This window comes from Streptomyces sp. DF42, from assembly GCF_058267695.1.
In genome coordinates, this window is record NZ_CM177859.1 from 5218299 (window position 1) to 5230628 (window position 12330).

At 69.6% G+C, this 12330-nt stretch carries 11 protein-coding genes; 6 read left to right on the forward strand and 5 right to left on the reverse strand.

Annotation, left to right across the window (positions count from 1 at the left end; translation table 11 throughout):
* Positions 1 to 30 precede the first annotated feature (30 nt).
* A complete protein-coding gene (locus ACYUED_RS23900; RefSeq protein ID WP_491284838.1) occupies positions 31 to 1074 on the forward strand; it encodes a helix-turn-helix transcriptional regulator in 1044 nt (347 codons plus the stop codon).
* On the opposite strand, the gene ACYUED_RS23905 is transcribed toward ACYUED_RS23900, so the two are convergent.
* Both ACYUED_RS23905 and ACYUED_RS23910 read right to left on the reverse strand, forming a co-directional pair.
* Positions 1037 to 2014, reverse strand: coding sequence for a helix-turn-helix transcriptional regulator (locus ACYUED_RS23905; protein WP_491284840.1), 978 nt, complete (start codon positions 2012 to 2014; stop codon positions 1037 to 1039). The genes ACYUED_RS23900 and ACYUED_RS23905 overlap by 38 nt on opposite strands.
* 54 nt (positions 2015 to 2068) lie before the next feature.
* A complete protein-coding gene (locus ACYUED_RS23910) occupies positions 2069 to 3049 on the reverse strand; it encodes a helix-turn-helix transcriptional regulator (RefSeq protein ID WP_491284842.1) in 981 nt (326 codons plus the stop codon).
* 134 nt (positions 3050 to 3183) lie between these two features.
* Here ACYUED_RS23910 and ACYUED_RS23915 point away from each other — a divergent pair, with 134 nt between their 5' ends.
* Positions 3184 to 3441: a hypothetical protein gene (locus ACYUED_RS23915; protein ID WP_491284844.1), complete on the forward strand. Its 258-nt coding sequence runs from the start codon at positions 3184 to 3186 to the stop codon at positions 3439 to 3441.
* Positions 3438 to 3773 carry a Rieske (2Fe-2S) protein gene (locus ACYUED_RS23920; RefSeq protein WP_266518551.1) on the forward strand — a complete coding sequence of 112 codons (336 nt, stop codon included), beginning with the start codon at positions 3438 to 3440 and terminating at the stop codon, positions 3771 to 3773. The genes ACYUED_RS23915 and ACYUED_RS23920 overlap by 4 nt, the downstream gene beginning before the upstream one ends.
* 157 nt (positions 3774 to 3930) lie before the next feature.
* Here ACYUED_RS23920 and ACYUED_RS23925 read toward each other — a convergent pair whose 3' ends face one another.
* The gene (locus ACYUED_RS23925) at positions 3931 to 4344 is read right to left on the reverse strand and encodes a pyridoxamine 5'-phosphate oxidase family protein (protein WP_491284847.1); all 414 of its coding nucleotides are present in this window, start codon (positions 4342 to 4344) and stop codon (positions 3931 to 3933) included.
* Positions 4345 to 4475: 131 nt separating this feature from the next.
* Here ACYUED_RS23925 and clpB point away from each other — a divergent pair, with 131 nt between their 5' ends.
* Positions 4476 to 7082 carry an ATP-dependent chaperone ClpB gene (clpB, locus tag ACYUED_RS23930; protein ID WP_491284849.1) on the forward strand — a complete coding sequence of 869 codons (2607 nt, stop codon included), beginning with the start codon at positions 4476 to 4478 and terminating at the stop codon, positions 7080 to 7082.
* A gap of 48 nt (positions 7083 to 7130) precedes the next feature.
* On the opposite strand, the gene ACYUED_RS23935 is transcribed toward clpB, so the two are convergent.
* Positions 7131 to 7265 (reverse strand): hypothetical protein, encoded by a 135-nt coding sequence (locus ACYUED_RS23935; RefSeq protein WP_491284851.1) that lies wholly within the window; start codon positions 7263 to 7265, stop codon positions 7131 to 7133.
* A 148-nt stretch (positions 7266 to 7413) separates the two neighbouring features.
* Here ACYUED_RS23935 and ACYUED_RS23940 point away from each other — a divergent pair, with 148 nt between their 5' ends.
* Together ACYUED_RS23940 and ACYUED_RS23945 are read left to right on the forward strand one after the other, a co-directional pair.
* Entirely contained in the window at positions 7414 to 7944 is a 531-nt protein-coding gene (locus ACYUED_RS23940) for a YbjN domain-containing protein (protein ID WP_266518564.1), read from the forward strand.
* Between the two features lie 605 nt (positions 7945 to 8549).
* The gene (locus tag ACYUED_RS23945; protein ID WP_491284854.1) at positions 8550 to 10910 is read left to right on the forward strand and encodes a tetratricopeptide repeat protein; all 2361 of its coding nucleotides are present in this window, start codon (positions 8550 to 8552) and stop codon (positions 10908 to 10910) included.
* A gap of 88 nt (positions 10911 to 10998) precedes the next feature.
* On the opposite strand, the gene ACYUED_RS23950 is transcribed toward ACYUED_RS23945, so the two are convergent.
* Positions 10999 to 12186, reverse strand: coding sequence for a pyridoxal phosphate-dependent aminotransferase (locus ACYUED_RS23950; RefSeq protein ID WP_491284856.1), 1188 nt, complete (start codon positions 12184 to 12186; stop codon positions 10999 to 11001).
* Positions 12187 to 12330: the final 144 nt, after the last annotated feature.

The following is a 12330-nucleotide window of genomic DNA, read 5'->3' on the forward strand; positions in this document are numbered from 1 at the left end:
AAGGCGGCGAAACCGGGGGTGGGATGGGCGATGGCCGGGCACGGGACGGATGAGCATCCACACGGTGCCGACCGACTGTGCGAGGCCGGGAATCGCGTGTATTCCCGGGCCGTACGGCGGGGCCGCGTGCCACGTCCGGATGCCGGACCGGTGCCGTGTCTGCTGGAGCTGGCCCTGCTGCACCCGGACCCCGACGACATGGACTGGCTGGTCCCGACGTCACCGCAGGAGGTCATGACCCGGCTGTTGCGCGAGGTCTACGACGAGGTCAGCGTGAGCCAGCGGCGGGTGGGCGCGGCGGTCGCCGCCGTCGAGCGGTACTCCGGTCTGGGCCCCGCCACGTCGGCGGCCTCCGGTGCCGCGGAGGGCAGCGCGATCCGCGTCCTGGACGGGCTGTCCCGTATCCAGGCCGCGATGGACGAGGCGACCCAGGCGTGCACGACGGAGGTCCTCACCGTCCAGCCGGGCGGCATCCGCCCCGAACACGAGCTGACGGAGGGGCTGCACCGCGCGCTGGCGCTGCGCGGGCGCGGAGTTCGCATGCGCGACCTGTACACGCATGTCGCCCGGCACGGGCAGGGCCTGCTCAACTACCTGGAGCTGATGGGCGGTTCGGTCGAGGCCCGCACGCTCGACGAGGTGATCGACCGTCTCATCCTCTTCGACCGCACGGTGGCGTTCATCCCCGCGAACGCGGACCGCACCCTGGCCCTGGAGCTGCGCCACCCGGCCCTGGTCGAGTACCTGGTCACGGTCTTCGAGCGGCTGTGGCGCCTCGCCATCCCGCTGACCGCGCCGCTGCCCGACACCGGCATCGAGGGCATCTCCCACCGCGAGCAGTCCATCGCGGCGCTGCTCGCGGAGGGCCACCAGGACGCGGTCATCGCGGAGCGGCTCGGCATAAGCGTCCGCACCTGCCGCGCCCACATCGCCCGGCTCTCCGAGACCCTCGGCGCGGCCAGCCGTACCCAACTCGGCGTCCGTATCGCCCAGGTGGGCCTCGACGGCCCGCGTCACTCCGCCGACATCGCCCAGGTCACTCTTCCCGGTCAAGAATCCCCGACCGTCCGATGAGATAGCCGAGCTGGGCCCGGCTCTCGCTGCCCAGGGTGGCCGCCAGCTTGGCGATGTGCACCCGGGCGGTACGGACGTTCATGCCGAGCCGCTCGGCGATGACGGTGTCGGTGTGGCCCTCCACGAGGAGGGCGGCGATGGCGTGCTGGCGTGGGGTGATGCCGTTGAAGGAGGCCCGGGTGGGGGCCTCGGGGTGCATGGGCGTGGCCATGTGCCACAGGCGGTCGAAGGTGATGGCGAAGTAGTCGATCAGGACCGGGTGCCGGACTTCGAGGGCGAGCGTGCGGTCCGCGTTCGCGGGGGTGAAGGCCACCGCATGGTCGATCACGATGAGGCGCTCGGTGATCTGGTCGAGGGTGCGCGCCTCGGCGTCACCGCTCAGCTGCTCGTAGCGGGCGATCACGGCGGGGGAGTGGCGCTGCGTGTGCTGGTAGAGCGTGCGGATGCGGCCTCCGCGGTCCAGGAGGTCCTGGTCGCGGCCCAGGCTCCTGGCGAGGCGGGCGGCCGGACTGCGGCCGTCGTAGGGCTGGATGGCGAGCAGTTCGCGGGAGGCGTCGGCCATGGCCGCGGCGATGGCCTCGTTGATCCGGTCGAGTCCGCCGAGGACGCTGATGGTCGGCGGGCCGGGTGCCGCGGTGAGCTGCCCGTCGATGTGCATGAGAGGCGCGAACGTCTCGGCGAGCCGCTGCTCGCGCTGCCGTTCGCCGGCGATGCGGTCCGCCGACGCGCGCAGCAGGCGGTGGAGCGCGAGGGCCGGGGCGACGGGCTCCAGGCGGCCCAGGTCGGTGACGGCGGGATGCAGCAGGCCGAAGTCGGTGAGGCAGGGGACCGCTTCGGCCTCGGTGCCGCTCACACGGCCCTCGCGCAGAGCGCGGCCGTACAGTTCCAGGCCCGCTTCGCACAGCTCCTCCGGGCCGTGCGGGTGCGCCTGCGTCGTCACGAATGACCCTTTTCTTCCGGGTGGGTTCAGCGGTCCTGCCTCAGCGGTCCTGCCTCAGGGTTCCTGTTTCAGGATCCCCGACTGCGCGATGAGGAAGCCGAGCTGGGCGCGGCTGCCGCTGCCCAGGGACGTGGCGAGCTTGGCGATGTGGGCGCGGCAGGTGCGGACGTTCATGCCCAGGCGCCGGGCGATCGCCTCGTCGACGTGACCCTCGACGAGGAGCTTGGCGATGGAGTGCTGGATCTCCGTGATGCCGTCGGGGGCGGTCTCGTAGGGGGCGCCGGCGCTCAGCGGGACCGCGCGCGTCCACATGAACTCGAAGACCTTGATCAGATAGCGCACGAGCCCCGGATGGCGGAGTTCGAGGGCCACCGCCCCGTCGTCGCGCGTCGGGATGAAGGCCACGGTCTCGTCGCAGATGATCAGCCGCTCGACGAGTTCGTCGATGGTGCGGTACTCCACCTTGCCGTCGGTGAACTGAGCCACGTAGGCGAGCGTTTCCGGGCTGTAGCGGGCCGGGTGCTGGTAGAGCGTCCGGATGCGGCAGCCCCGTTCGATCAGGGGCCGGTCGCGGTTGAGCCCCTGGGCGAGGGTGTGTTCCAGACGGCGGCGGCTCGGCTGGACGGTGAGCATCTCCGTCTGGCACTGGGTGGTGGCCAGATCGAGCGCCGAGTTGATCCGGTCGAGGCCCTCCAGCACGGTGATCGAGTGGGTGTTCGCCGTCGACTGGGCGCTGAGGGTCATGAACGGCTCGAAAGCGTCGGCGAGTTCGATGGACTGCCGTCGGCGCTGGGTGATCTCGTTCTCGATCGGGTTGAGCCGCTGGGCCAGGGCGATCGAAGGGGGTACCGGGCGCAGCCAGTTCGGGTCGTCGGGATCCGGATGAAGGAGGGCGAACTCCATCAAACACGGCGCAGGCTCGACATCCGCGCGGGCGATGCGTCCCGTCCGGAGAGCGTTGCCGTAGAGGCGGCGTCCGTCCTCGCACAGGTCGGTCAACCCATGGGGATGTGTCCGCTTAGTCTCATTTATCACCAGATCTCCACCCCCCAGGGTCCTGAACGTGCAGGAACATGATGCATCGTTTGTGTGGCCATGACGTGCCGGAATGGGCCATCGTCGTATTCGGACGGGGGAGAGGTGACCTTCAAATGAGGACGAAGCCGACTATGCATAAGAGAATGCTTCGCTCGGCGCTTGTCGCCGCCTTCTCCGCGGCCTTGGCTTTCGGAGCGCTGGGCGGCCTCGCGGGAGCCAAGGGCGATGCCGCGCAGGACAGCACCTGGAACAAGACGACTTCCGTGTCTGCCGTCGGTGCCGGTGACAGCACGTGGATCGTCACGGCGTCCGGCGCCACGGCGTCCGGCGTCCCGGGTGACAGCACATGGCTTGCTCCGACCGACAGCACGTGGGTTGCCGAGTCATGACCACCCCACCCGACGACCGCTCCTTCCGACGCGAAATGGCCACCGCCTACCGCTCCGGCTGGCACTTCATCGATCTGGTCACCGCGATCCCCCACACCGGTGACTCGTTGATGGTGACCGTCTTCGGCGAGCCGGTCGTCGTTACGCGCGACGAGGACGAGGACGTACGGGCGTACCGGTGTCTGCGGCGGCCTCGGGGGGCGCCGCAGCCCGTGCGATGTGCCATCCGGTACGGAATGATCTTTGTGAACCTTGACCAGCGAGACCACCGGCTGGTGGAACCGGAAACCCCCCAAGTTCGGACCATCTCAGCCACCCCCCGCAGTGCCTGACGCGATTCCCCCGTCGCAACAGATCGCTCAGGTGCTTCCCCCCGCAGCGGCGTCACCGTGACCTGAACACGGTGACGCCGCTGCAGTTTTGCGGGACATTTCCGGGTATCGGCCTATTCGGCCACAGTCGAGCACTGGCCGAAAATCATCGGTGCCGTCATCCGAGCCCCATCGCCCGCGTCAGCTCGATCTCGATCACCACGCGTGACGGGTTCGGCGCCGGCGTCCGTTCGTAGCGCTCGGCGTAGCGCCGCTCCGCCTCCGCGACCCGCTCCCGGTCGGTCCGTACGAAGGCCCGGCCCTCCAGTGTCGCCCAGCGCCGGCCGTCCACCTGGCACACCGCGACCCGGGCGCCCTCGGACCCGGCGGCCAGCACGTTCGCCACCTTCGTGCTCGTCTTGTTCGTGATGATCCGGGCCAGCCGGGCACCGGGATCGTAGGTCACCCCGACGGGCACGACGTGCGGGCTGCCGTCCGGGCGCGGGGTCGTCAGCGTGCACAGGTGCCGCTCCCGCCAGAAGCTGAGGTACGTGGCGTCAGGGGCGCCGGGATCCTGCGAATAGGTCGCCATACCCACGGGAACTTAGCCGCCGGACCGCCCCCGCTTCCGCCTTGAGTGGAATAGACTCAACTTTGTGTACGCTGATGGAGTCAGCAATGGGAGACGTGGCGGAGAGCTGACATCAGGAGGAGAAAGCGAACGTGGACGCCGAGCTGACCAACCGGAGCCGGGACGCGATCAGGGCGGCCGAGCAGCGGGCCGTGACCGAGGGGCACCCGGACCTCACCCCCGCGCACCTTGTCCTGGCCCTGCTCCAGGGGCGAGGCCAACAAGGAAACGAGAACATCACCGACCTGCTGGCCGCGGTCGACGCCGACCAGGCGGCCGTGCGCGCCGGTGCGGAGAAGATCCTCGCGGGGCTGCCCAGCGTGACCGGCTCGACCGTCGCGCCCCCGCAGCCGAGCCGCGAGCTGCTCGCCGTGATCGCGGACGCCGACGAGCGCGCCGGGGCCCTGGGCGACGAGTACCTCTCCACCGAGCACCTGCTCATCGGCATCGCAGCGAAGGGCGGCGCCGCCGGTGACGTACTGTCCGGGCAGGGGGCCGGTGCGAAGAAGCTGCAGGACGCGTTCCAGCGGGCGAGGGGAGGACGCCGGGTGACCACACCCGACCCGGAGGGTCAGTACAAGGCACTGGAGAAGTTCGGCACGGACTTCACGGCCGCGGCGCGCGAGGGCCGGCTCGACCCGGTCATCGGCCGGGACCAGGAGATCCGCCGCGTCGTGCAGGTGCTGTCGCGCCGTACGAAGAACAACCCCGTCCTCATCGGTGAGCCCGGCGTCGGCAAGACCGCCGTCGTCGAGGGACTCGCCCAGCGGATCGTCAAGGGCGATGTGCCGGAGTCCCTCAAGAACAAGCGGCTGGTCGCGCTGGACCTCGGCGCGATGGTCGCGGGTGCGAAGTACCGCGGCGAGTTCGAGGAGCGGCTCAAGACCGTCCTGGCCGAGATCAAGGGCTCCGACGGCCAGATCATCACCTTCATCGACGAACTGCACACCGTCGTGGGCGCGGGCGCCGGCGGCGACTCCGCGATGGACGCCGGCAACATGCTGAAGCCGATGCTCGCCCGCGGCGAGCTGCGCATGGTCGGTGCGACGACGCTGGACGAGTACCGCGAGCGGATCGAGAAGGACCCGGCGCTGGAGCGCCGCTTCCAGCAGGTGCTGGTGGCGGAGCCCACGGTCGAGGACTCGATCGCGATCCTGCGCGGGCTCAAGGGCCGCTACGAGGCTCACCACAAGGTCCAGATCGCCGACAGCGCGCTGGTGGCGGCCGCGACTCTCTCCGACCGCTACATCACCTCCCGCTTCCTGCCCGACAAGGCCATCGACCTCGTCGACGAGGCGGCCTCCCGCCTGCGCATGGAGATCGACTCGTCCCCCGTCGAGATCGACGAACTCCAGCGCGCCGTCGACCGGTTCAAGATGGAGGAGCTGGCGCTGGAGAAGGAGACCGACCCGGCCTCCCGTGAGCGCCTGGAGAAGCTGCGCCGGGACCGCGCCGACAAGGAGGAGGAGCTGCGGGGCCTGACCGCGCGCTGGGAGAAGGAGAAGCAGTCCCTCAACCGCGTCGGTGAACTGAAGGAGAAGCTCGACGAGTTGCGCGGGGCGGCCGAACGGGCCCAGCGCGAGGGCGACTTCGACACCGCCTCCAAGCTGCTCTACGGCGAGATCCCCACCCTGGAAAGGGACTTGGAGGAAGCCAGCGAGGCCGAGGAGGAGGCCTCCAAGGACACCATGGTCAAGGACGAGGTCGGCTCCGACGACATCGCGGACGTCGTCGCCGCCTGGACCGGTATCCCCGCCGGCCGCCTGCTGGAGGGCGAGACGCAGAAACTCCTGCGCATGGAGGACGAGTTGGGCAAGCGCCTGATCGGCCAGCAGGAGGCCGTGCAGGCGGTGTCCGACGCCGTACGGCGCACCCGCGCCGGCATCGCCGACCCGGACCGCCCCACCGGCTCCTTCCTCTTCCTCGGCCCGACGGGCGTCGGCAAGACCGAACTCGCCAAGGCGCTCGCCGACTTCCTCTTCGACGACGAGCGGGCGATGGTCCGCATCGACATGTCGGAGTACGGCGAGAAGCACAGCGTGGCCCGCCTGGTCGGCGCCCCTCCCGGCTATGTCGGCTACGAGGAGGGCGGCCAGCTCACGGAGGCGGTGCGCAGGCGCCCGTACAGCGTGGTCCTGCTGGACGAGGTGGAGAAGGCCCACCCCGAGGTCTTCGACGTCCTTCTCCAGGTGCTGGACGACGGCCGCCTGACGGACGGTCAGGGCCGTACGGTCGACTTCCGCAACACGATCCTCGTGCTGACGTCGAACCTGGGCAGCCAGTTCCTGGTGGACCCGCTGACCGGCGAGGAGGAGAAGAAGGAACAGGTCCTGGAGGTCGTCCGGACGTCCTTCAAGCCGGAGTTCCTCAACCGGCTCGACGACCTGGTCGTCTTCTCGGCCCTGAGCAAGGACGAGCTGAGCCGTATCGCCCGCCTGCAGATCGGCCGCCTCGCCAAGCGGCTCGCGGAGCGCCGGCTCACCCTGGAGGTCACCGACGAGGCCCTGGCCTGGCTCGCCGACGAGGGCAACGACCCGGCGTACGGCGCCCGCCCGCTGCGCCGCCTCGTCCAGACCGCCATCGGCGACCGCCTCGCCAAGGAGATCCTCTCCGGCGAGGTCAAGGACGGCGACACGGTCCGGGTGGACGCCTTCGGCGACGGGCTGATCGTGGGACCGGCCACCGGCAAGACGCTGTAACCGGCCACATGCCGTACGGGCCCGCCATCCTTCCGGTGACGGGCCCGTTCAGTTCTGCAACTGGTTGAGCCGTATACCGTCCACCCACAGCATGATCACGGCCACGACGAACCAGACGGCGACCACCAGGCACACCAGCCACAGGCCCCACAGCAGCCACCGCAGCTCTCTCCTCATCCGCATGCCGCGATCATGCCGCCCGCTGGTCATGGCACCGTCACTCCCAGGTGACCGGATCGTGTCAGCCCGTGGCTGACAGGGCCGACCGGGCTTGCCACCCCCCTCCCCGGATGAGGGAGGATGACTGAATCCGTACGAAGGGAAAATCACGGTGAGCATCGACCCGTCCTCGATTCCGAACTTCGGGGGCCAGCCCGAGCCGCAGCCCGGCGGACCGGCGGGCCCCGTCGTCCCGGATCAGGACCTCGTGAAGCAGCTCCTCGACCAGATGGAGCTCAAGTATGTCGTCGACGACGAGGGTGACCTCGCGGCGCCGTGGGAGCAGTTCCGTACGTACTTCATGTTCCGTGGCGAAGGGGACCAGCAGGTCTTCTCCGTTCGGACGTTCTACGACCGCCCCCACCAGATCGACGAGAAGCCCACGCTGCTGGAGTCCATCGACGACTGGAACCGGCGGACGCTGTGGCCCAAGGTCTACAGCCACACCCACGACGACGGCACCGTCCGCCTGATCGGCGAGGCGCAGATGCTGATCGGCACCGGCGTCGCCCTGGAGCACTTCGTGTCCTCCACGGTCAGCTGGGTGCGCGCCGCCATCGAGTTCGACAAGTGGCTCGTCGAGCAGCTCGGCATCGAGCAGGAGATCAACGAGGCGGACAAGCCCGAGGACGACGAGGAGTAGTCCTCGCCCCGTAGCCGCAGGAGAGCCCGGCCAGGGCACCCGACCCCCACGGTCGAGTGCCGGGGCCGGGCTCTCGCCGTCCACAGCCTGTGGAAACCTCCGGCGCCACCCCTCAGCCGACCAGCGCCTCAGCCCGCCGGCGCCTTCAGCCGCTGCACCGCCTCCTGCAGCACGGTGCTGGACTACCGTCACCGGGCGACTGCCGACTGGGGCTGTGGGAGGCGCCTCATGTGGAGGAGTTCCTGCCCTCCCGGCTTCCCCAGCAGGTTACCGAGCTTCAGGGGAGGAACGCGGCGACGCCCCGGGCACACTGCGCACGCTGCTGCGCTATCTGCACGCCGCGCAGGCAGCGGACCCGCGCGACCCCTCACTCCAGGATCTCCTCGCCGCGGTCGACAGGGTCGCGGAGCAGTATCCGGCGGCGACCGCGCGATCTTGCCCGGCGGGGTGCGGACCGGCGGCTGCCTTGCGGGGGACGGCGCATGCCTGCCAGGGTGCGGGAGGGCGGCGGGTAGGGATCGCTGCGTTGGTGACGGAGAACAGGACGGATGGGACCTCGGCATAGGGCGTTGCTCGGGGCGACTACGGCCGGCGCGGGAGCGGTTGTGAGCTTCGTGCTGGGGCCTGTCACCAACTATGCGAGTGCGACGGTGCCTAGTTGGGCTCGGAACACCGGGGTCGTCTGGTCGGTGTTCGTGCTGCTGGCTGCGGTCAGTGCCGGACTCGCGCTGGTGAGCCGCCGCCTTGACGGGCCGGGCGGTGGTGCGGGCAGCCCTCGGGGAACGGATCCGGTCACCGGCGCCGCACTCACCGCCGTGCGGTTCACTTCGCTGCGGCGTCCGTATCTCGACTCGGAGGCAGTGCGTGGGCGCGGACCCGAACTCGATCGGTTGGCGGGACTGCTGCGGCGTCCGCACGGCCGCTTCGCGGTGGTGTGCGGGGCCGGGGGTTTCGGGAAGACGACGTTGGCCGCCGCTCTGGCTGAGCAGGCTGAGCGGAACGGCTACACGGTCTTCTGGGTCCGCTGGCAGGACATGGACTCGTTCGTCCTGCAGATGACGCAGGTCGCCGTTGCCTGCGGGATGGACGACACGGAGCTCCAAGCCGCGCGGAGCGAACTGGTTCCGCTGCCCGACGCCGTCTGGCGCCGACTGCGCATCACGCGCAAGTGGCTCTTGGTCGTGGACAACGCTGACCAGGCGGAGCACCTCGGTTTGTCGCCCGACGGAGTCAGTGACTACCGCGGCTGGGTCCGACCCGATGGCGACGGTCTGCTGCTCCTGACGAGTCGGAACACCAGCCGGGAGACTTGGGGGCCGCGGGCGCAGCTGGTAGAGCTGTCCACACTGGACAGTCTGGCAGGCGCCGAGGTCTTGCGGGACGCGGCGCCGCAGGCGGGGTCGGCACAAGATGCGGAGAAGCTGTCGGAGCGCTTGGGCGGATTACCACTGGCCCTGCGTTCGGCCGGCACCTACATCGCCAGGCCGGGCAGCCGATACCGGACATTCGACGACTATCGCAGTGCCCTCGACCGCGATCTGTCGGCCCTGCTCGGTACCCCGGATCCAGCGCACCGCAACAGTGACACTGTCCGCCAAACTGTGCGCTACACCTGGGAGTTGTCCCTCGACCAGCTGGCAAGCGGCGGCTCTCCGACGGCCCGGCCTCTGCTGCGGATGCTGTCCCTCCTTGCTGACGCGCCGATTCCACGGGCCTGGATCACGCCCGCACTGCTCCGGTTGGTCACTGATCTACGCGTGCGCAACCGAGACATGGAGGCTGCGCTGGCGGGGCTGCATCAGTACGGCCTGCTCGGACCGGCCGACCCGGTGCGGTACGCGAATACCGATGCGCTGCAGATCCACCCGCTGGTGCGCGAGATCAACGCATTCCTGCTCGGATCATCGCCAGGTATCGACATCGGCACATGGCGACAGACGGCACTCCTGCGCACGGCCGAGATGGCCGAGCGGATCACGCGGGACAGCGTCGACTGGCCCATGGCCCGCGCTCTCGCTCCGCACGCGCAGCTGTTGTTCGAACACCGCGGACTGGTGCCAGAAGGCAGAGTCTTGAATGCCAAGGGTCGGATCCTCGGGGCTCTTTTCGCCGCGGGGGATTACGCGCCCGCCGCAGCCTTGGCCAGGGCCGCATACGAAGCGGACGAAGCGGCATACGGAGCCGAGCACACCCGTACGGACAAGAGCAGGAGCGTGCTGTGTGGGGCCCTTATCCACCTGGGCCGGCACATTGAGGTGGCCGCTCTCATGCGGGAGGCTCTGGCTCACAAGACCCGGGTACTGGGACCGGATCACCACCGCACGCTGCAGAGCAAGCGCACTCTCGGGACGGCTTTGAGCAACCTGAGACAGTTCGAGGAGGCGCTTGCGCTGCTGCGGGAGACGGTCGAACAGCGCGAGCGCATCGGGGGAGCAGACAATGCCCTCACCCTCATCAGCCGCAGAAGCCTCGCCAACGCCCTTTCTAACGCAGGCCGCTACGGCGAAGCGGTGCAGATCCACTGCCGCATGCTCGAGGTGCAGCTCGCGACGCTGGACGCCGACGATCCGAAGGTCCTGCGTACCCGGAACAACCTCGCCGTCGCCCTGGACGGCCTGGGCCGGCACGCGGAGGCCATCGACCTGCTGCACGACACGTTGCGGCGGCGGGAGACGGCGCTCGGGGCCGAGCACCCGCATACCCTCGCCACCCGGCACAACCTCGCCGTCACGCTCCTTCACCAAGGCTGCCACGCAGAGGCCGTCGACCTCCTGCGGCAGACCCTGGAGGGCCGTGAGCGGGTCCTCGGCCTCGACCACGCGGCAACCCTGGCAACACAAAGAGTCCTCCGGGCCGCGCAACGCCGCCGTTCGGCGACCGCATCCCTGATGCGGTGGTCATGGACCGCCGCAGTACATGCGTACATGTCAAGGGATGGTACGAACCCCCCACTGAGGGACGGTTGATCTCCCCGCTGGTGGACAGCGTTTCTCCCCGGTCTGGTAGTAGATCTCAGGGCTGTGGTGTCCAGTCGAGCGGGACGACGGGGTTCAGTCAGCCCAAGCGCTGCAGTCGACTGGCTGCCTCTTGGAGGATGGCGTCCCTCTTGCAGAAGGTGAAGCGGACCTGGCTGCGGCCGGCGTCGGGGTCGTCGTAGAAGACGGAGGTGGGGATGGCGACGACGCCGCAGCGTTCGGGTAGGGCGCGGCAGAAGGCGTAGGCGTCCTTCTCGCCGAGGGGGGTGATGTCGGTGGTGATGAAGTACGTGCCCTGGGGCTGGTAGACCTCGAACCCGGCCGCGCGCAGGCCGTCGCCGAGCAGGTCGCGCTTGCGTTGCAGGTCGGCGCGGAAGTTGTCGAAGTACGCGTCCGGCAGGCGGAGTGCTTCGGCAATCGCGTACTGGAACGGGCCCGCGTTGACGTAGGTCAGGTACTGCTTGGCTGTCCGGACGGCGGTCACGAGTTGCTGGGTACCGGTCACCCAGCCCACCTTCCAGCCGGTGAAGGAGAAGGTCTTGCCGGCCGAGCCGATCGTGACCGTCCGCTCCCGCATCCCCGGGAAGGTCGCGAGCGGCAGGTGCGCGGCCTCGTCGAAGACCAGGTGCTCGTACACCTCGTCCGTGACGACGAGCAGGTCCCGCTCGACGGCCAGCTCGGCGATCGCGGTGAGCTCCTCGCGGGTGAGGACCGTGCCGGTCGGGTTGTGCGGGGTGTTGATGAGCAGCAGGCGGGTGCGGTCGGTGACGGCCGCGCGCAGCTCGTCGAGGTCCAGGCGGAAGGAACCTTCGTGCGGGCGCAGGGTCACCGGCACCCGGGTCCCGCCCGCCATCGCGATGCAGGCCCCGTACGAGTCGTAGTACGGCTCCAGGGCGACCACCTCGTCGCCCGGCTCCAGCAGGGCGAGCAGCGACGCGGCGATGGCCTCCGTGGCGCCGGCGGTGACCAGGACCTCGGCGTCGGGGTCGTACGACAGCCCGTACCGCCGCTCCTGGTGCGCGGCGATCGCGGTGCGCAGCTCGGGGACGCCGGGGCCCGGCGGGTACTGGTTGCCGCGCCCGTCACGCAGCGCCCGCACGGCCGCCTCCCGGACTTCCTCCGGGCCGTCCGTGTCGGGAAAGCCCTGGCCCAGGTTGATGGAGCCCGTCTGCAGCGCCAGTGCCGACATCTCGGCGAAGATCGTCGTCCCGAACTCGGTGAGGCGGCGGTTGAGGAGGGGGCGGTTGCTGGAGGTCATGCCGGTCATCCTGCGCCGAAGCCCTGGAGTTCCTCAACTTGCCTTCGCGGGTGAGCACCTGCGCCGGCACTCACGGTGCCGTCTCTGAGCAGGGGAAGGGCTGTCGTCGATTGTCGTCATCTGTCGTCGTTGGCCGCCCTCGGACGGCCCACG